Source organism: Pseudomonas sp. ADAK2 (assembly GCF_012935755.1).
Taxonomy (GTDB): Bacteria; Pseudomonadota; Gammaproteobacteria; order Pseudomonadales; family Pseudomonadaceae; genus Aquipseudomonas.
Window position 1 is genome coordinate 3,787,601 of sequence record NZ_CP052862.1, and the last position, 18,870, is coordinate 3,806,470.

The following is an 18,870-nucleotide window of genomic DNA, read 5'->3' on the forward strand; positions in this document are numbered from 1 at the left end:
AGCTGAAACGTCGCGACCACGGGCCGCGACCAGCCTGGAGATTCCCTTATGAGCGAGAGCGTATTCGGCGATCGCATCGTGCAGAACCTGCTCGACACCGACTTCTACAAACTGACGATGATGCAGGCGGTGCTGCACAACTACCCTAACGTCGAAGTCGAATGGGAGTTTCGTTGCCGTAACAGTGAGGATTTGCGCCCGTACCTGGCGGAGATTCGTTACCAGATCGAGCGCCTGGCCGAGTTGAGCCTGAGTGCCGACCAGTTGAGTTTCCTGGAGCGCATCAGCTTCATGAAGCCGGACTTCCTGCGCTTTCTCGGCTTGTTCCGCTTCAATCTGCGCTACGTTCACACCGGCATTGAAAACGGCGAGTTGTTTATCCGACTGCGCGGGCCGTGGCTGCATGTGATTCTGTTCGAAGTGCCGATGCTGGCGATTGTCAGCGAAGTACGTAACCGCTATCGCTACCGCGAAGTCGTTCTGGAACAGGCCCGTGAGCAGCTCTATCGCAAGTTCGACTGGCTGACCTCCAACGCCAGCAGCGACGAATTGTCCGAGTTGCAGGTCGCCGATTTCGGCACACGCCGGCGTTTTTCCTACCGCGTGCAGGAAGAAGTGGTGAACGTGCTCAAGCACGATTTCCCCGGACGTTTCGTCGGCACCAGCAACGTGCATCTGTCCCGCGAACTGGACATGAAACCCCTGGGCACCATGGCCCATGAGTGGATCATGGCCCATCAGCAACTCGGCCCACGGCTGATCGACAGCCAGATTGCTGCCCTCGATTGCTGGGTTCGCGAATATCGCGGCTTGCTCGGGATCGCCCTGACCGACTGCATCACCACCGATGCCTTCCTCGGTGATTTCGACTTGTATTTCGCCAAGCTCTTCGACGGCTTGCGCCATGACTCCGGGGATCCGGTGCTGTGGGCGGAAAAATCCATCGCGCACTACCACAAGCTCGGCATCGACCCGATGAGCAAGACGCTGGTGTTCTCCGACAGTCTGACGCTGCCCAAGTCCCTGGAAATATTCCGTGCGTTGCGCGGTCGGATCAATGTCAGCTTCGGCATCGGCACCAACCTGACCTGTGACATTCCGGGTGTTGAACCGATGAGCATCGTGCTTAAAATGACCGCCTGCAACGGTCAGCCCGTGGCCAAGATTTCTGATGAGCCAGGCAAGACTCACTGCAAAGACCCGAATTTCGTCGCCTATTTGCGACACGTTTTCAAAGTACCTGCCCTTTCCAGTATTCCTAGCAAGGAGTGAATTCATGCAAGCCGAACAGCGTGAGATTGCTGAACAGCTCAAGGTCCAGCCGCCGTTCGCCGACCAGGCCGCCCTCGAGGCTGAAGTCGCCCGGCGGATTACCTTTATCCAGGATTGCCTGGTCAATTCCGGGCTCAAGACCCTGGTGCTCGGCATCAGCGGCGGCGTCGATTCCCTGACCGCCGGCCTGCTGGCCCAGCGCGCCATGCGCGAACTGCGAGAGCGCACCGGCGAGGCCGACTACAAGTTCATCGCCGTGCGCCTGCCGTATGAAACCCAGTTCGATGAACACGATGCCCAGGCCTCGGTGGACTTCATCGCCCCGGACGAGCGCCACACGGTGAACATCGGCCCGGCGGTCAAATCCCTGGCCAGTGAAGTGGCGGCGTTCGAAGGCAAACATGCGGTGTCGGTGGATTTCGTGCTCGGCAACACCAAGGCGCGGATGCGCATGGTCGCCCAGTACACCATCGCCGGCGCGGCCCACGGCTTGGTGATCGGTACAGACCACGCGGCGGAGGCGGTGATGGGTTTCTTCACCAAATTCGGTGACGGTGCCTGCGATTTGGCTCCGTTGAGCGGGCTGGTGAAGAACCAGGTCCGGGCGATTGCTCGCAGCTTCGGTGCGCCGGAATCGCTGGTTGAGAAAATCCCGACAGCCGACCTTGAAGACCTGTCGCCGGGCAAGCCGGACGAAGCATCCCATGGCGTGACCTATGCCGAGATCGATGCGTTCCTGCACGGCGAACCGGTGCGTGAGGATGCGTTCAAAATTATTTGTGATACGTACAAGAAGACACATCACAAACGGGTGATGCCGTTTGCGCCGTAAGCGGTATCGCCCGAAAAATCAGTACAAAAAAAGCCCACCGGGACGGCAACGTTCGGTGGGCTTTTTATTTCGTTAATGCGCTACAAAACAGGACGATCAACGCAACGGGTCAATCAACTCCAGTACGGTCACAAACCACGTCGCTCCCGGCTCATTGTCTGTCTGTGCAAAAAACATGTGCTCACCAGGTTTCAGATCGTTCACAACCGCACTCCAGTGGGCGTTTGGATCAACCTCGCTCCGGGACACCACGTCTGAACCCAGATAGAGATTGACTGTCTTGCCAGGCGCACTGGAGCCGACAAAACTCAATGTCGTTGCGAATGTGATACCACCATCTGTCACATCCGCACCGTTCTGGTCATTTTCGCTGACGCGACTGATAACAGTGTTCCGCCTCTCAGCCACCTCAATCTCCCAAGGCTCTGACACGTTATTCTCACCCGAAATAGCTCTGAAGACGTGATAACCGGGTAACAGGGATTGCGGCTGGAAGACGAATTTACCGTCAGTTTGTGGTTGGACCCAACTCAGGTGGGTGAAGTCGTCCAAAACCTCCAGTTCCGAACCGGGTTTACTGACGCGCCCCTCCAGAAACAAAACCGTTTCATGGGTAACGCTACCAGGAGGGACAGGATTGCCGTTCACGTCTTTCACCAAATCAATTCGCACAGCCGATCCGCTCTGCACGTGGACCGCCCATGGCTGTGATACGACACTGTCAACGACGGCCCTGTACTCATGAACATCAGATATTTGATCTTCTACTCTCGCGGACCAAGCGCCATTGGCATCGGACAAGACTTCAATGACACGTAAGTAACTGTCACGAATGACGACCCGCTGATTGGCTGGTGCATATCCAATAAACCGGAGGCCGCCATCACTGGTGGAACCGCCGTTGGGAATTGATGTTCCGTTTGAATCTGTCACAGCGAAAATCACAACAGCCTGCTTCACCACAGGTGGAACATTTGCCTCAAGGGGCTGTACGTGTTTTCGAATCGAAGCATCACTGGTCATGAACATACTCCCTATGTTTTTGACTGTATCGCCGCAGCGAGATGCGCGACGTCTTGCGCATCTGACACCTGACTCAAAAAGCCGTCTACTGTCAGAAATAACAGGTCAAATTTGCTTTCCGACCAGCGGTATTAGTTGCCTTGGTGATTACCCCTCATCAAAGAGGGCTAAATTTTCACCAAAAAAAACGCCGCTGCGAGAGCTTCGCAGCGGCGTTTTTCAGGGAGTAGCGCAACTCGTTACTTAAGAGTAACCGTGCCTTTCATCATCGAGATGTGGCCCGGGAACGAGCAGAAGAAACCGTACGCTTCGCCGGCAGCCAGTTTCGACACGTCGAAGGTCACCGAATCGGTTTCCTTGGCACCGATGATCTTGGTGTGGGCGATGATGCGTGCGTCGCCTTCCGGCAGGTAGTTCTTGTCGATACCCGCGGCCAGGCCAGCGGTGGCGATTGGCTGCATGTCAGCTTCTTTGCTCAGCACCCAGTTATGGCCCATGACGTTTTTCGGCAGGCTGCCGGAGTGGGTCAGCTCAACGGTGAAGGTCTTGCAGCTCTTGTCGATTTCGATGGCCTTGGTGTTGAAGGACATCTGGTCTGTGGAGTCGATGGTGGTCTTGCACTCGGCAGCCATCAATTGGCTGCTGGCCAGCGTCAGCAGGGATACCGCAACAAGTTTGGCAAACATGGTGAATCTCCAAGGCAGGGTTAACAAAATCGCGAATGGACAGAAGACTGCCTGAAAACTTCGCAAGTTCCTATGACCTGAATCAAAAATTGTATACAACTTTCGGGCTATGACACTCATCGAAACAATCTAACAGCCAGGCGTCTGGTCCGGCCCTATCCTCAGGTCGTCATCACTCATCTGGAGCGCCGGTCATGTCCATCAACAGCTTTTTGTGCAGTTTGCTCGCCGCTTACGCCTGTGGCGCCAGCGGCACCTATGAAACACCCAAACGCGAGGTTTAAGCCTTGGATCGATGCGTGCGTGCCTTTACTCTGTGGCCATCCTGACCCTGGAGTAAGGCATGTCTATCGCATCCGTTTGTGTTTTCTGCGGTGCCAGCACCGGCACCAACCCGGCTTATCGTGAAGCGGCTGTCGCCTTGGGGCGCGCATTGGCCGAGCGCAAGCTGACCCTGGTCTATGGCGGCGGCGCCGTCGGGCTGATGGGGGTCGTCGCCGATGCGGCACTGGCGGCCGGTGGCGAAGTGATCGGGATCATCCCGCAAAGCCTCAAGGATAAGGAAATCGGCCATAGCGGCCTGACGCGCCTGGAAGTGGTCGACGGCATGCATGCACGCAAGGCGCGGATGGCGGAACTCAGCGATGCGTTTATCGCCCTGCCCGGCGGCCTCGGCACGCTGGAAGAGCTGTTCGAGGTCTGGACCTGGGGTCAGCTCGGCTACCACGGCAAACCCCTCGGTTTGCTCGAAGTAAACGGTTTCTATGGTCAATTGACCGCTTTTCTTGATCATATCGTCGGCGAAGGCTTCGTTCGCGAACCACACCGTGACATGCTGCAAGTGAGCGAATCGCCGCAAACCTTGATCGATGCTCTGGACGCCTGGCAACCCTCGATCCTGCCAAAATGGGCCGAGCAAAAACCCAGCTAACGGCTAGGCACCGATACAAGGCAGAATATGCGCCGCTCAACCTCACCTTCGACCCCAGAGGATCGCCCATGGCTAAACCTAATTATTCCTTCGCCAAACGTCAGAGAGACTTGGCCAAGGAGCAGAAGAAAGAGGAAAAGCTTCAGCGCAAGAAAGCTACAGCTGAAGAAGAAGCAGCAGCACTGAACCCGGATGCAGAAGGTGAAGTGGTGGCAGAAGATGATGCTGAAGCACCGAAAGATCAGGCGCCCGACGCCTGAGACCCTCAGAGCCCGATGATCTGATCAGGCTCACCGGATCTGTGTCCAGGGTCAGCAGCACGGCTGCTGACCCTCACAGGCCCAACGCTTTGCAAATCGAATCGCGATACCCCTTGGGCAAGTTGGCCGGTAAATGCGCCGGATCAAACAGCCCGATCTCCTTGTGTTCATGACTGACTTTCGGCACAAAACCGCCCAGCAACTGGCAGCGGTAGGTCGAGATAAACACGTGTTTACCGGGGATCACCTCGAACAGATACGAATCCAGCGGCTCTCCCACCCCCACCTCGACGTCCAACTCCTCGGCGATTTCCCGTGCCAGGCAGTCCGGTGCCGTCTCGCCCAGTTCAATCCGCCCACCCGGTAACTCCCATTCGTCGCGCTCGTTGAGCATCAACACGATGAGGCCTTCGGGGGATTGCAGGACGCCTTTGATTGAAACCGGGAACATTGGATTTCCTCCTAATGATCGTTCCCACGCTCTGCGTGGGAATGCCTCAATGGACGCTCTGCGTCCGACTTGGGACGCGGAGCGTCCCGGGCTGCATTCCCACGCGGAGCGTGGGAACGATCGGCTCAGTCCAGCGGCATCACCGTCACCCGAACCTCCGGATCGTGGTTACCGCCGCCAAGAATCACCCCACGCAGTGGCGACACATCGGAAAAGTCCCGGCCCCAGGCCAGGGTGATGTGTTCCAGCGCCGGCTGCACATTGTTGGTCGGGTCAAAATCCACCCAGCCCAGTACCGGGCAAAACACCGAGACCCAGGCATGGGACGCATCGGCGCCGATCAATCGCGGCTGGCCCGGTGGTGGCTGGGTCAGCAAATAGCCGCTGATGTAGCGCGCCGCCAAACCGCGAGAGCGCACACAGGCAAGCATCAGGTGCGCGAAGTCCTGACAGACGCCGCGCCGTCGCTCCAGCACTTCCACCAGTGGCGTGGCCACCTGGGTTGCCTCGGCATCGAAGGTGAACTCGCTGAAGATCTTCTCCATCAACGCCTGGACGCCCAACAGCAGCGGCCGCCCCGGAGGGAAACAGCTTTCCGAGAACTCGACGAAGTTGCGCTTCAAATGCACGTACGGCGATTCGAAACGATAGCGGCAAGCCTCCAGCAACTGCGGTGAAAGCGGCTGACTGCTGTAGGTCAGCGCATTGCGGGTTGCTTCCCAGGCCGGCGATTGAGTGAAATCCAGGATCGGCCGGGCCAGCACTTCGACCGTGAGCTCGGCGTTCACCAGCAACTCATCGTGGGGTCGCTCGAACGCCAGGCGGGTCAGCGGATTGCCGAACACGTCCAGTTCATCCCGACGGGTCGTCGGCTGCGGGCTGATCAACAATGCCTGGGCGGTGCAGTGCTGCCAGGCGCAGGCCCGCGGCCACAAGTGCGCCAGTTGCTGGGCCAGGGATACCGGGCTGTCGTAGTGATAATGGGTGTCGTGGAAAATCTGGTAACGGGCATTCATCAGACGGACACCGTGCGCTGGCTGACATCATCGACATGGGCAAAATGGCGCAGGGCCAAACGATCCGAAACCTGGCTGCTGGCATCAGAGATTTCTTGCAGCAGATCAGCCAAGCCCTCGACGGCCGCGTGGACGCTGGCTTCGCCAAACAGCGAGTTCTCCAGGCAACCCAGATCGAAGTGCATCAAGCGCTCCACCAACTGCGGCAGCCCAGCCTCGCGCGGTGCGCCGAAATCGTCATTCAGGCGCTTCAAGGTTCGGGTCACCAATTTCAACTGGAACAGCACCGCGTGCGGGTTCTGCTCGTCCAGCAGCAACAGGTCAAGCACCGGGATCAACTGCGCCACCGCCAAATACCGCGAGCGATAAGTGATGCTGCTGTTACCCAGTTCCAGCAGCCATTCGAGCCCGGCCTGATCAAAGGCCCCGGCACCGCGCAGAAACGCCGCGAGACTGGCGCTGAGAAACTGCAAGCGCTCGATCCGCCGGCCGATCATCAGGAAGCGCCAGCCTTCGTCCCGGGTCATATCGTCCAATGCAAAACCGGACAGCGCCGCCAGGGACATCACCAAGCGGTTGAGGAAATCCAGCAACTCGCCGAAATCAGGCTCTTCGGTTTCCAGTTCAATGGCCTCGCGCTGCAACTCCACCAGCGCCTGCCAGTTTTCCCGTGAGAGCTTGCCGCGCACTTGCGAGGCCGCCCATTGCAAACGTTGCAGGTTGGAACGCAGGCTGAACGGCCAGTCATCGCCCAACAGTGCAGCAAGCAAACGCTCCGGCAGTTCGCCTTCATCGGGCAACAGGTGCAGCCGTTCGCCCAGATCAACCGCCGCCTCCAGCGCTTGCGGGTCATCGCCATCGACATAACGCGCCAGCATGATCCGCAGCAGCCGCGCGCTGTCATCGCAGCGCTCGCAGTAACGGCCGAACCAGAACAGGTTCTCCACCACCCGCGAAGGCAGATAAGGATCGCGGCGCACCAAGTCATGAACACCAATGGTGCGCTGGGTTTTCCATTGTTCGCCGCTGGGGGCTCGCTCACCGAGCACCCACGTGTCCTTGCTCGCGCCACCGCGCTGCATCGACACCACTTCGGCGTCGGCCTCGGCGGCCACTCGGGTCAATCCACCAGGCAATACCCGATAACCATCGCGACTGGCCACCGCATACACGCGCATGCCGATGGCTCGAGGCTGCAACTGACCGTCCTCGGCCTGCCAGATCGGCGCCTGGGACAGTTGCGCCAATTCTTGCGCCACATAGGCATAAGGTCGCGCTCGCATGCGCTCAGCCAGCGCCTGGCGCTGTTTTTCACTCAAATCCCGGCCAAACACCGGCGCAAAGCTCTGGGACGGAAACGCCGGTTTGATCAGTAATTCCGGGAGCTTTTCCAAAGCCTGGGCCAATACCGGCGCTTCACCGCACCACCATGTGGCGATGGATGGCAGGATCAGTTCTTCGCCGAACAGGAATTGATTGATCCTTGGCAGGAAGCCCAGCAACCCCGGCGACTCCAGCACGCCGCTGCCCAAGGCATTGGCAACGAGCACCCGGCCCTGACGCACGGCTTCCAGCAACCCCGGCACGCCGAGGGCCGAGTCGGTGCGCAACTCCAATGGGTCGCAGAAATCATCGTCGAGGCGGCGCATGATCGCGTGGACCCGGCGCAGACCGCTCAGGGTTTTCAGGTAGACGGTGGCGTCACGAACGGTCAGGTCGCCGCCCTCCACCAGTGGATAACCGAGCTGTCGTGCCAGGTACAAGTGTTCGAAATAGCTTTCGTTGAAGCGGCCCGGCGTCAGCAGCACCACAAGCGGCGCCTCATCGTCACACGGTGCCTGACGGGCCAATGTTTCCTGCAAGGTGCGAAAGAAGCCGGCCAGGTGCTGCACTTTCAAATCCCGGTACAACTCGGGGAAGGCCCGGGACACGATGGTGCGGTTTTCCAGCGCATAACCGGCACCGGACGGCGCCTGGGTCCGGTCCGCCGTCACCCACCAACGACCATCAGGCGTGCGCGCCAGATCCACGGCATACAGATGCAAAAAGGCCCCGTCAGGCGGAGAAATGCCCTGACAAGGCCATAAAAAGTTGTTGTGTCCGAACACCAGCTCGGCCGGCAGCAGCCCTTCAGCGATCAAACGCTGCGGGCCATAAAGGTCGGCCAGCACCGCATTGAGCAAACGCGCCCGCTGGACAATCCCGGCGGACAATTGCTGCCACTCATCGGCGGCAATTACATGGGGCAACAGGTCCAGTTCCCACGGGCGATCGGCACCCTTGGGGTCGGCATAGACGTTGTAGGTCACGCCGTTTTCCTGGATTTGCCGGGTCAACAACGCCTGGCGCTGCACCAGTTGCGCCGGGGTGCTGCGTTGCAATTGGTCGAACAGCCGACGCCAGTGCGGGCGCACCGCGCCGCTGTCGTCGAGCAGTTCGTGATAAGTGCCCGCCGTCAGCGGGTAGCGGTCAAGCAGGTCAGGCATGGAGAGCTCGGCAGACAGCAAAGAACGGTCAGACTAACGCAGGCTCATGACGCCCGGATATACGAAAAATCCGAGCGTCGTGTAGGGCTTAGAAACGTCGTAAATCGAGCGTCATCGGCAGCTCGTCGTTAATCGTCACGTTCGGTATAGGAAGTTTCCCAGGGGTGTGTCCGATTCGGAAGAATCGCGCCATGCGGCGGCTCTCCGCTTCATTGGCGTTCACCGGCAAACTGTCGTAGTTGCGCCCGCCCGGATGGGCGACGTGGTACTGACAGCCGCCCAGGGAACGTTCCATCCAGGTGTCGAGCAGGTCGAACACCAGCGGCGCGTGGACCGGGATGGTCGGTTGCAGGCAGTTGGACGGTTGCCAGGCCCGAAAGCGCACGCCGGCGACGAATTCGCCAACCCGGCCGGTCGGTTGCAGCGGCACCGGGATGCCGTTACACGTCAGCAGGTAACGCTGCGGCGCCAGTCCCGTGACTTTGACCTGCAAGCGCTCCAGGGACGAATCCACATAACGCACCGTGCCGCCCACCGCGCCCTCCTCGCCCAGCACATGCCAAGGCTCCAGGGCCTGACGCACTTCCAGCTCGATGCCACTGACGGCGTAGTCGCCGACCTTGGGAAAACGAAACTCCAGATGCGCGGCAAACCACTCGGCCCGCACCGGATAACCGGCGGCATTCAGGTCGACGATGACGTCGGCGAAATCCTGCTCGATAAAGTGCGGCAGCAGGAAGCGATCGTGCAGCTCGGTGCCCCAGCGCGCCAGTTTCGGCGGCGCATACGGTTCGCGCCAGAACCGCGCCACCAGCGCCCGCAGCAACAATTGCTGCGCCAGGCTCATACGGGCATGGGGCGGCATTTCAAAGGCGCGCAACTCCAGCAAGCCGAGACGCCCGGTCGCACCGTCCGGCGAGTAGAGCTTGTCGATGCAGAACTCGGCGCGGTGGGTGTTGCCGGTGACATCGATCAACAAGTTACGCAGCAGTCGATCCACCAGCCATGGCGCGCACTCTTCCCCCGGTTTCGGCATCTGGGCGAAGGCGATTTCCAGCTCATACAACGAGTCGTTACGCGCTTCATCCACCCGTGGCGCCTGTGACGTCGGGCCGATGAACAGTCCGGAAAACAAGTAGGACAAGGATGGATGGTTATGCCAGTAACTGATCAGGCTGCGCAGCAAGTCGGGACGGCGCAAAAACGGTGAGTCAGCCGGCGTCGCGCCACCCAGGACGAAATGGTTACCGCCACCGGTGCCGGTGTGGCGGCCGTCGATCATGAATTTCTCGGTGGTCAGGCGGGTCTGGCGTGCTTCTTCGTAAAGAAATTCGGTGCGTTCCACCAGCTCATCCCACGTGGCGGACGGCTGCACGTTGACCTCGATCACGCCCGGGTCCGGGGTGATGCGGAAGTTGCTCAGGCGCGGATCGCTTGGCGGTTCATAGCCTTCGAGCAAGACCGGACAGAGCAATTCCTCGGCGGTGGCCTCGATGGCCGCGACCAATTCCAGATAATCCTCGACCCGTTCCAGCGGCGGCATGAACAGGTACAAGCGTCCCTCCCGCGCTTCGGCGCAGAACGCGGTGCGGGTCAGCCAGTCGGCGGATTCGTCGACCTCGATATCCCGTTCAACCGCTTCGGCCGGCGTGCCCGGACTGTTCAATTGCTGGGTGTCCGGCAGCGCCGGGAATGCCTGGTTCGGGTCGTTGGGGTAGATGAAGGGATATTCGGCCGCTTTCACCCAAGGCTGCGAGCCCAGCGGCAAGCGATAACCCAGCGGCGAATCCCCCGGCACCAACCGGCAGTGTTCATCGCGCAGGTACCAGCGACCGCTCTGCCATTGATCACCCTTGGCGGTGCGCGCCAGCGGCAGGACCTGGCCGATGACCTTGTCCAGCCCTTGGCTGAAGACTTTACGCAGTCGCGCCCGCTCCAGCGGTTCTTCCAGGCGCGAGTCTTCGGCACTGACGTTTTGCGGCAAAGCGCCTTCGCGCCAGAGGTAATAGAAATTGTCTTCGTAGGCCGGAAACACAAAGCGTGTCGGAATTTTCAGGCGTTCGGCGACACTCGCCAGAAAGCGCCCGGCCAGTTCGCCGTCGGCGCCGTAGTCTTCCTGTTCATCGGCGATCAGCGCGCTGTTGTGCCAGATCGGCACACCGTCACGGCGCCAATAGCAATTCAGTGACCAGCGCGGCAGCTGCTCGCCCGGATACCACTTGCCCTGGCCGAAATGCACCAGGCCTTTGGGCGCGTAATGCCTGCGCATGCGCTGAAACAGTTCGGCGGACAGGCGACGCTTATCCGGGCCAAGGGCTGCGGTGTTCCATTCGGCGCCGTCCGGGTCATCGATGGAAACGAAGGTCGGTTCGCCGCCCATGGTCAGGCGCACGTCACCTTCGAGCAGATCGGCATCGATCTGCCGGCCCAGCGCCTGGATCGCCAGCCATTGATCTTCGGTGTAGGGCTTAGTGACGCGCGGCGCTTCCCAAATGCGCTCCACGGACATTTCGTGGGTGAATTCGCACTCGCACGGTTCCACCAAGCCACTGATCGGTGCCGCAGAGCCCGGATCGGGACTACACGCCAACGGAATATGTCCTTCACCGGCAAACAGTCCTGAGGTCGCGTCCAGGCCGACCCAGCCGGCGCCGGGCAAGTAGACCTCGCACCAGGCGTGCAAATCGGTGAAGTCCACGTCGGTGCCGGAGGGTCCGTCGAGACTTTTGACGTCGGCGGTCAACTGGATCAGGTAGCCGGAGACAAAACGCGCCGCCAAGCCGAGGTTGCGCAACAGTTGCACCAGCAGCCACGCCGAATCGCGGCAGGAACCGGAGGCATGTTCGAGGGTGTGTTCGGGGGTCTGGACGCCGGGCTCCATGCGGATCAGGTAGCCGATGTCGTCACTCAGGCGTTGGTTGAGGGCGACGAGAAAATCGACGCTGGGCAGCGGCGTGCGGTCGATGCCGTCCAGGTAGGCCTTGAACTTCGGCGTCAGGGGCAAGGTTTCCAGGTACGGCGCCAGCTCCTTGCGCTCATCGGCGGCGTAGGTGAACGGGATCTTTTCGGCGTAGGGCTCCAGGAAGAAGTCGAACGGATTGAACACTGCCATTTCTGCCAGCAAGTCGACTTCGATCCGCAGCTCATCGGTTTTCTCCGGGAACACCAACCGCGCCAGGTAATTGCCCTGGGGGTCTTGTTGCCAGTTGATGAAGTGCTGCTCGGGCGAAACTTTCAGCGCATAGGACAAAATCCGCGTGCGACTGTGGGCCGCCGGGCGCAGGCGAACAATCTGCGGACCGAGCTCGACAGCACGGTCGTAGCGGTAGTGCGTGACGTGATGCAATGCGACATGAATCGACACGGCGTGCCTCCTGCGAGCCTTAAGCGTATTCGAAAGCGCGCAAGACTTATGCCACCCAGCAGCGCAGGCGCTTTCACAGATTTGCTTAGGGCAGTACAGCACCAAAATCGGGCGATGCGGGAAATTGCTTTGGGCCAGATGCACGCAAATGTAGCAAGCCGCTACTGCGTGAGCCTCACAGCGTGTGCTTCAGGCTCGCTTCGAGCCGCTTGATCCGCTGACGAATGCGAGCGCCTACCTGCAAAACCTTGATCCCGCGTTGATAGCGACGCTTGCTCATCAAGTACAAACCGATCAGCGACGGCAGCGCCGCGATCCAGACAAACCCCACGCGATTCGCCTCGACCATCACCAGCAACGTGATCGACAGGCAGAACACCAGCATCGTGAACAGCCCCCAGACCGCCTTGGGGTAGCCGCGAAGCAGCGCGATGAAACACAGGCACATCAGCAGGCATCCGCCGAACATGACGAAGAGGACGTACTCCATCATCGGGTAGTCATGTGGGAAAAATTCCGTACCGAACACCGAGCCGGTGAGTGACATGCCAAAAATCGTCATCATCATGACCGCCACATGAATCCAGCCGTAGCGCCGCACATACGGTTGCCAGGCCAGCCAATGGGCGAATTTCAACTGCATGAGCTTGTCGGCGGCGGTTTGTGGCGCGGGGGATTTCTTGCGGCGGGACACGGTGTTCTTCCTTGAAGTTGAAAAGCTGCAACCTGATCGTTCCCACGCTCTGCGTGGGAATGCAGCCCGTGACGCTCCGCGTCACTGGACGCGGAGCGTCCCTGGAGGCATTCCCACGCAGAGCGTGGGAACGATCAGCAAAACGCCAACCCGAAGGTTGGCGTTCTGTTGTCAGCGAGCAGCGTTTAGCGCGGCACAACCGGCTTGCGCGCAGGCTTGGGCCCTTTGCCTTTGGCCGCGTCCTTGCGATCCTTGGCCGCTTGCTGGTTGCGGGCGAACGCCGCAGCCTTGGCCTGTTCGCGTTTGTCCCACGGGTTACCACCGTCACTGGCACGCGGCGGCAGGCCGGTGTGCTGGGTGAGGATCTTGGTGGTCTTCTCCCCCGCCACTTTATGGCTGCCAGCCGGCGTCGAGTTCTTGCGACGGGCGCTCTGGTAGCTGTCGGTGGCCGGTTGATGCAGCGGGATCAACTGGGTCTTGCCCGGCCCGATCAGGTCGGCGCGGCCCATGCGGGTCAGCGCTTCGCGCAACATCGGCCAGCCTTTCGGGTCGTGATATCGCAAGAACGCCTTGTGCAGGCGACGCTGCTCTTCGCTCTTGACGATGGTGACCGTGTCGCTCTTGTAAGTGACCTTGCGCAGCGGGTTCTTGCCCGAGTGGTACATCGCAGTGGCGGTAGCCATCGGCGACGGGTAGAACGCCTGCACCTGGTCGGCCCGGAAGCCGTTGCCCTTGAGCCACAGGGCCAGGTTCATCATGTCTTCGTCGGTAGTGCCTGGGTGGGCAGCGATGAAGTACGGAATCAGGTACTGCTCTTTCCCGGCTTCCTTGGTGTACTTCTCGAACATGCGCTTGAACTTGTCATAGCTGCCAATGCCCGGTTTCATCATCTGGTTGAGCGGACCTTCCTCGGTGTGTTCCGGGGCGATCTTCAGGTAACCACCGACGTGGTGGGTCACCAGTTCCTTGACGTATTCCGGCGACTCGACCGCGAGGTCGTAGCGCAGGCCGGACGCGATCAGGATCTTCTTCACACCCGGCAAGGCACGGGCGCTGCGATACAGCTGGATCAACGACGAGTGGTCGGTGTTCAGGTTCGGGCAGATGCCGGGGAACACGCACGAAGGCTTGCGGCACGCGGATTCGATTTCCGGGCTCTTGCAGGCGATGCGGTACATGTTCGCGGTCGGGCCACCGAGGTCGGAAATGACGCCGGTGAAGCCTGGAACCTTGTCGCGGATCTCTTCGATTTCGCGAATGATCGACTCTTCGGAACGGTTCTGGATGATCCGGCCTTCGTGCTCGGTGATCGAGCAGAAGGTGCAGCCGCCGAAGCAGCCACGCATGATGTTCACCGAGAAACGGATCATGTCGTAGGCCGGAATCTTTTCCTTACCGTACGCCGGGTGCGGAACCCGTGCGTAAGGCATGCCGAACACGTAGTCCATTTCTTCGGTGGTCATCGGAATCGGCGGCGGGTTGAACCAGACGTCGACTTCGCCGTGCTTCTGCACCAGCGCACGGGCGTTGCCCGGGTTGGTTTCCAAGTGAAGCACACGGTTGGCGTGAGCATACAGAACGGCGTCGCCACGGACTTTCTCAACCGACGGCAGACGAATCACAGTCTTGTCGCGGGTCATCTTCGGGCTGGCCAGAATCTGCACGACTTTGGCTTCTTCCGGATCTTCCAGCGGACCCTTTTCCTGCTCGATGGCGCAGGCCTGGGTGTCCTGGGTATTCACGTACGGGTTGATGATCTTGTCGACCTTGCCCGGACGGTCGATGCGCGTGGAATCGACTTCGTACCAGTCTTTCGGCGTATCGCGACGGATGAACGCGGTGCCGCGCACGTCGGTGATGTCTTCGATCTTGTGACCGTAGGACAGACGCTGGGCGACTTCGACGATCGCACGCTCGGCGTTGCCGTAGAGCAGGATGTCGGCGCAGGCGTCGATCAGGATCGAGTTGCGCACCCGGTCCTGCCAGTAATCGTAGTGGGCGATGCGGCGCAGCGAAGCTTCGATGCCACCGAGGACGATCGGCACGTTTTTGTAGGCTTCCTTGCAGCGCTGGCTGTAGACCAGGCTCGCACGGTCCGGACGTTTGCCCGCCAGGCCACCGGGGGTGTAGGCGTCATCGGAACGGATTTTCTTGTCGGCGGTGTAGCGGTTGATCATCGAGTCCATGTTGCCGGCCGCGACACCGAAGAACAGGTTCGGCTCGCCGAGCTTCATGAAATCGTCTTTGGACTGCCAGTTCGGCTGGGCAATGATCCCGACGCGGAAGCCCTGGGACTCCAGCAGCCGGCCGATGATCGCCATGCCGAACGACGGATGGTCAACGTAGGCATCGCCGGTGACGATGATGATGTCGCAGGAATCCCAGCCGAGCTGATCCATTTCCTCCCTGCTCATGGGCAGGAATGGCGCTGGCCCGAAACATTCGGCCCAGTACTTGGGATAGTCAAATAACGGCTTGGCTGCTTGCATCATGTCGATAACCGGTGTTGGCTTTCATTGAATTTCGCGGGCGCGGAATATAGCACAAAAAATAACCAATTCCGACGGCTATGGTCGGAAATAGGTGTTGGCCCCCTTCGCGGGCAAGCCTCGCTCCTACAGAGCATGTGTCGTTCGCAAAATCGCGATCCAATACAGAACCTGTTGGAGCGAGGCTTGCCCGCGAAGAGTCCCTGTCAAACGCTGAATTTCTTATTCATCGTCGAAGTTGTAACTACCCGGCGCCAGGTTTTCAAAACGGGTGTACTTACCGATAAACGCCAGGCGCGACGTGCCGATCGGGCCGTTCCGCTGCTTACCGATGATGATCTCGGCGATGCCCTTGTGCTCGGTTTCCGGGTGATACACCTCATCCCGGTACACGAACATGATCACGTCAGCATCCTGCTCGATCGCTCCGGATTCCCGGAGGTCGGAGTTGATTGGGCGTTTGTTCGGCCGTTGCTCCAGGGAGCGGTTGAGCTGCGAGAGCGCCACCACCGGGCAGTTGAATTCCTTGGCCAGGGCCTTCAAGGAACGGGAGATTTCGGAAATCTCGTTGGTCCGGTTGTCACCGCCGGAACCGGGAATCTGCATCAATTGCAGGTAGTCGATCATGATCAGGGCCACGTCGCCGTGCTCGCGCACCAGGCGCCGGGTCCGCGCACGCATCTCCGAGGGGCTGATACCCGCCGTATCGTCGATGAACAGCTTGCGATCGTTGAGCAAATTGACCGCCGACGTCAGGCGCGGCCAATCGTCGTCGTCGAGGCGACCGGCCCGGACCTTGGTCTGGTCGATGCGGCCCAGGGACGACAACATACGCATGATCAGCGATTCGCCTGGCATCTCCAGCGAGTAAACCAGGACGCACTTGTCGCTGCGCAATACGGCGTTTTCCACCAGGTTCATCGCAAAGGTGGTTTTACCCATGGATGGACGGCCGGCCACGATGATCAGGTCAGACGGTTGCAGGCCGCTGGTCATGCCGTCGAGGTCGGTGTAGCCGGTGGACAGGCCAGTGATGGCGTTGTCGGTATTGAACAAGGTGTCAATGCGGTCGATGGCCTTGGTCAGCAGGTCATTCACGCTCACCGGGCCGCCGGTTTTTGGCCGGGCCTCGGCAATCTGGAAGATCTGCCGTTCGGCTTCGTCGAGAATCTCTTCCGCCGTGCGGCCTTCGGGGTTGAAGGCGCTGTCGGCAATTTCGGAAGCAATGCCGATCAGTTGGCGCAAGGTGGCCCGCGCGCGGACGATCTGGGCATAGGCCTTGATGTTCGCGACGGACGGCGTGTTTTTTGCGAGTTCGCCGAGGTAACCGAGGCCCCCCACTTGCGAAGTCTGACCTTCCTTGTCCAATTGCTCGGCCAGGGTCACGACGTCGATTGGCGAGTTCAGGTCCGCCAATTTGGCGATGGCACGGAAGATCAGGCGGTGGTCATGCCGATAGAAATCGCCGTCCGACACTTGATCGAGCACGCGTTCCCAGGCGTTGTTGTCCAGCATCAAACCACCGAGCACAGCCTGTTCGGCCTCGATGGAGTGCGGCGGCACCTTCAGGGCAGCGGTTTGCAGATCGTATTGCTCAGGAGCGGAGATATCGTTCATGGCCACTTGAATAGTTGTGAAAATCAGGAACTGCAGAAAGACAAAGGGCACGACCTGTAAACAGGATCGTGCCCGATGTTACCGGCAAGCACCCAAGGGTGCCAGCCGACAAGTGCTGCTTAAGCTGCTACCACGACAACGCGTACGGTGGCTTCAACTTCAGCGTGCAGGTGCACGGCTACGTCGAATTCGCCTACGTTGCGGATGGTGCCGTTCGGCAGACGAACTTCGCTTTTTGCCACTTCAACGCCGGAGGCGGTCAGTGCATCAGCGATGTCGTGAGTACCGATCGAACCGAACAGCTTGCCTTCGTCACCAGCGGTGGCAGTGATAGTCACTTCCAGCTCAGCCAGTTGGGCGGCGCGGTTTTCAGCCGAAGTCTTACGGTCTGCTGCGGCTTTTTCAAGCTCAGCGCGACGCTCTTCGAACGCAGCCACGTTGGCAGCGGTCGCAGCGGTCGCTTTGCCGTAAGGCAGCAGGTAGTTACGACCGTAACCAGCCTTAACGTTCACTTTGTCACCCAGGTTGCCCAGGTTGGTGACTTTTTCCAGAAGGATCAGTTGCATGTGAAAATCCTCTTAACTTTTAACCTTCACCGTTCGCGTTATCGGCGTCTTTCGACGCCAGACGACCGCGAAAATCAATCAGGCTGTCGACGATGGCCAAGACCACCAGTAACGGACCGAGCAAGTGCATGAAAGGCACGAGCGTGACGTATATCCCCACCAGCCAGAAACCGCCCAAGCGTTTCTGCGCCACCAACCCATGAATCAGGGCCAGACCGGCGAAGAACAGCGGTACGCTGCACAACGGCAACAGGATCAAGGCATGCAACCCGAAAAACGGGGCAACACACATGACGGCCAGCAGCGACAGCGCAACGCCTTTGGGCAGTCGGATGGCGCGAAACTCGCGACCAAAACCGCCGGGGTTATACAACAACGCCTGCCAATAGCGCCCAAGAATCAGGCACAGCACGCTAAAAACCTGCAACGAAACCGCAGTCGAAATGATCGACAGTGGAACAGCCAATGCCGTGAGAAACGCTTTCTGGTCTGCCGAAAACTTCTCGTAGACCTCACCCATCGCCAGCGGCAGGACTTGTTCAAACGTCTGCGCCAGTGACTCGATGAAGGAACTGAATACAGTCCCCAGAATCACCGCAAATAACAATCCCACGACCACGCTGACCAGCAGCACGCGATTCCAGGAATGGCCGGCGCGTAAAACCAACGCCAGACTGCAAGCCCCGACCAGCACGATTAATGCCGTCGGGTCATGCAGGTAGTGCCAGCTCACTAACGCTGACAACACTCCCAGACCCAGGACGCTCAAGGCGTCCGAACCGCGCCGCAGGAGCACAAGGCAACCTGCAGCGGCACTCAACCAGAACAACAGCGGCAATGCCGCAGATCCGGCCACAACCAGCGTGGCCTGCACGCGTCCCCGCATGATGAATTCAGCTAAGGCACGCATGCATTCGATCCCTTACTTACTTGTCGACTGCCCGGTCTCAGCGGCCGTGGCTGTCGGTGTAGGCCAGCAGGGCCAGGAAGCGGGCGCGCTTGATAGCGGTGGCCAGCTGACGCTGATAACGTGCTTTGGTACCGGTGATACGGCTTGGAACGATTTTGCCGGTCTCGGATACATAGGCTTTCAGAGTGTTGAGATCTTTGTAATCGATCTCTTTCACGTCTTCAGCGGTGAAGCGGCAGAATTTACGACGACGGAAGAAACGTGCCATGTAAT

The 18,870-nt window shown here is 59.7% G+C and carries 16 protein-coding genes; 4 read left to right on the forward strand and 12 right to left on the reverse strand.

Annotated elements, in window-relative coordinates:
* The first annotated feature begins 48 nt into the window (after positions 1 to 48).
* Together pncB and nadE are read left to right on the forward strand one after the other, a co-directional pair.
* Positions 49 to 1,272, forward strand: coding sequence for a nicotinate phosphoribosyltransferase (pncB, locus tag HKK52_RS17505; protein WP_169371863.1), 1,224 nt, complete (start codon positions 49 to 51; stop codon positions 1,270 to 1,272).
* 4 nt (positions 1,273 to 1,276) lie between these two features.
* On the forward strand, positions 1,277 to 2,104 hold the full coding sequence (gene nadE, locus HKK52_RS17510; RefSeq protein ID WP_169371864.1) for an ammonia-dependent NAD(+) synthetase: 828 nt from the start codon (positions 1,277 to 1,279) through the stop codon (positions 2,102 to 2,104).
* A gap of 96 nt (positions 2,105 to 2,200) precedes the next feature.
* Here nadE and HKK52_RS17515 read toward each other — a convergent pair whose 3' ends face one another.
* Both HKK52_RS17515 and azu read right to left on the reverse strand, forming a co-directional pair.
* Positions 2,201 to 3,127 (reverse strand): hypothetical protein, encoded by a 927-nt coding sequence (locus tag HKK52_RS17515; protein ID WP_169371865.1) that lies wholly within the window; start codon positions 3,125 to 3,127, stop codon positions 2,201 to 2,203.
* Between the two features lie 239 nt (positions 3,128 to 3,366).
* A complete protein-coding gene (azu, locus tag HKK52_RS17520) occupies positions 3,367 to 3,813 on the reverse strand; it encodes an azurin (protein ID WP_169371866.1) in 447 nt (148 codons plus the stop codon).
* Between the two features lie 343 nt (positions 3,814 to 4,156).
* On the opposite strand from azu, the gene HKK52_RS17525 reads away from it, so the two are divergent.
* The gene (locus HKK52_RS17525; protein ID WP_169371867.1) at positions 4,157 to 4,744 is read left to right on the forward strand and encodes a TIGR00730 family Rossman fold protein; all 588 of its coding nucleotides are present in this window, start codon (positions 4,157 to 4,159) and stop codon (positions 4,742 to 4,744) included.
* 68 nt (positions 4,745 to 4,812) lie between these two features.
* Complete coding sequence (locus tag HKK52_RS17530; RefSeq protein ID WP_169371868.1) at positions 4,813 to 5,004, forward strand: hypothetical protein; 192 nt, start codon at positions 4,813 to 4,815, stop codon at positions 5,002 to 5,004.
* A gap of 73 nt (positions 5,005 to 5,077) precedes the next feature.
* Here the strand turns inward: HKK52_RS17530 and HKK52_RS17535 are convergent, their stop codons facing one another.
* The 10 genes from HKK52_RS17535 to rpsR form a co-directional block, all read right to left on the reverse strand.
* Positions 5,078 to 5,455 carry an NUDIX hydrolase gene (locus HKK52_RS17535; protein WP_169371869.1) on the reverse strand — a complete coding sequence of 126 codons (378 nt, stop codon included), beginning with the start codon at positions 5,453 to 5,455 and terminating at the stop codon, positions 5,078 to 5,080.
* A gap of 125 nt (positions 5,456 to 5,580) precedes the next feature.
* On the reverse strand, positions 5,581 to 6,471 hold the full coding sequence (locus HKK52_RS17540) for a transglutaminase family protein (RefSeq protein WP_169371870.1): 891 nt from the start codon (positions 6,469 to 6,471) through the stop codon (positions 5,581 to 5,583).
* Positions 6,471 to 8,957: a circularly permuted type 2 ATP-grasp protein gene (locus tag HKK52_RS17545; protein WP_169371871.1), complete on the reverse strand. Its 2,487-nt coding sequence runs from the start codon at positions 8,955 to 8,957 to the stop codon at positions 6,471 to 6,473. The genes HKK52_RS17540 and HKK52_RS17545 overlap by 1 nt, the downstream gene beginning before the upstream one ends.
* 88 nt (positions 8,958 to 9,045) lie before the next feature.
* On the reverse strand, positions 9,046 to 12,321 hold the full coding sequence (locus HKK52_RS17550) for a transglutaminase family protein (protein ID WP_169371872.1): 3,276 nt from the start codon (positions 12,319 to 12,321) through the stop codon (positions 9,046 to 9,048).
* Positions 12,322 to 12,496: 175 nt separating this feature from the next.
* Positions 12,497 to 13,015, reverse strand: coding sequence for a hypothetical protein (locus tag HKK52_RS17555; RefSeq protein WP_169371873.1), 519 nt, complete (start codon positions 13,013 to 13,015; stop codon positions 12,497 to 12,499).
* A 185-nt stretch (positions 13,016 to 13,200) separates the two neighbouring features.
* Positions 13,201 to 15,504, reverse strand: a complete 2,304-nt coding sequence (locus HKK52_RS17560) for a YgiQ family radical SAM protein (RefSeq protein ID WP_169374258.1) — start codon at positions 15,502 to 15,504, stop codon at positions 13,201 to 13,203.
* A 222-nt stretch (positions 15,505 to 15,726) separates the two neighbouring features.
* A complete protein-coding gene (gene dnaB, locus HKK52_RS17565; protein WP_092274083.1) occupies positions 15,727 to 17,121 on the reverse strand; it encodes a replicative DNA helicase in 1,395 nt (464 codons plus the stop codon).
* A gap of 119 nt (positions 17,122 to 17,240) precedes the next feature.
* Positions 17,241 to 17,687, reverse strand: coding sequence for a 50S ribosomal protein L9 (gene rplI, locus HKK52_RS17570; RefSeq protein ID WP_054044100.1), 447 nt, complete (start codon positions 17,685 to 17,687; stop codon positions 17,241 to 17,243).
* A gap of 19 nt (positions 17,688 to 17,706) precedes the next feature.
* Positions 17,707 to 18,597 (reverse strand): hypothetical protein, encoded by an 891-nt coding sequence (locus tag HKK52_RS17575; RefSeq protein WP_169371874.1) that lies wholly within the window; start codon positions 18,595 to 18,597, stop codon positions 17,707 to 17,709.
* Positions 18,598 to 18,634: 37 nt separating this feature from the next.
* Positions 18,635 to 18,865, reverse strand: coding sequence for a 30S ribosomal protein S18 (rpsR, locus tag HKK52_RS17580; protein ID WP_002551829.1), 231 nt, complete (start codon positions 18,863 to 18,865; stop codon positions 18,635 to 18,637).
* Positions 18,866 to 18,870: the final 5 nt, after the last annotated feature.

Excerpts from the sequence above, each read along its gene's own strand:
- nadE (WP_169371864.1), top strand. The coding sequence starts at position 1,277 with ATGCAAGCCGAACAGCGTGAGATTGCTGAACAGCTCAAGGTCCAGCCG.
- HKK52_RS17575 (WP_169371874.1), bottom strand. The coding sequence starts at position 18,597 with ATGCGTGCCTTAGCTGAATTCATCATGCGGGGACGCGTGCAGGCCACG.
- HKK52_RS17560 (WP_169374258.1), bottom strand. The coding sequence starts at position 15,504 with ATGCAAGCAGCCAAGCCGTTATTTGACTATCCCAAGTACTGGGCCGAA.
- HKK52_RS17535 (WP_169371869.1), bottom strand. The coding sequence starts at position 5,455 with ATGTTCCCGGTTTCAATCAAAGGCGTCCTGCAATCCCCCGAAGGCCTC.
- rpsR (WP_002551829.1), bottom strand. The coding sequence starts at position 18,865 with ATGGCACGTTTCTTCCGTCGTCGTAAATTCTGCCGCTTCACCGCTGAA.
- HKK52_RS17515 (WP_169371865.1), bottom strand. The coding sequence starts at position 3,127 with ATGACCAGTGATGCTTCGATTCGAAAACACGTACAGCCCCTTGAGGCA.
- azu (WP_169371866.1), bottom strand. The coding sequence starts at position 3,813 with ATGTTTGCCAAACTTGTTGCGGTATCCCTGCTGACGCTGGCCAGCAGC.
- HKK52_RS17530 (WP_169371868.1), top strand. The coding sequence starts at position 4,813 with ATGGCTAAACCTAATTATTCCTTCGCCAAACGTCAGAGAGACTTGGCC.
- dnaB (WP_092274083.1), bottom strand. The coding sequence starts at position 17,121 with ATGAACGATATCTCCGCTCCTGAGCAATACGATCTGCAAACCGCTGCC.
- HKK52_RS17540 (WP_169371870.1), bottom strand. The coding sequence starts at position 6,471 with ATGAATGCCCGTTACCAGATTTTCCACGACACCCATTATCACTACGAC.
- HKK52_RS17545 (WP_169371871.1), bottom strand. The coding sequence starts at position 8,957 with ATGCCTGACCTGCTTGACCGCTACCCGCTGACGGCGGGCACTTATCAC.
- rplI (WP_054044100.1), bottom strand. The coding sequence starts at position 17,687 with ATGCAACTGATCCTTCTGGAAAAAGTCACCAACCTGGGCAACCTGGGT.
- pncB (WP_169371863.1), top strand. The coding sequence starts at position 49 with ATGAGCGAGAGCGTATTCGGCGATCGCATCGTGCAGAACCTGCTCGAC.
- HKK52_RS17525 (WP_169371867.1), top strand. The coding sequence starts at position 4,157 with ATGTCTATCGCATCCGTTTGTGTTTTCTGCGGTGCCAGCACCGGCACC.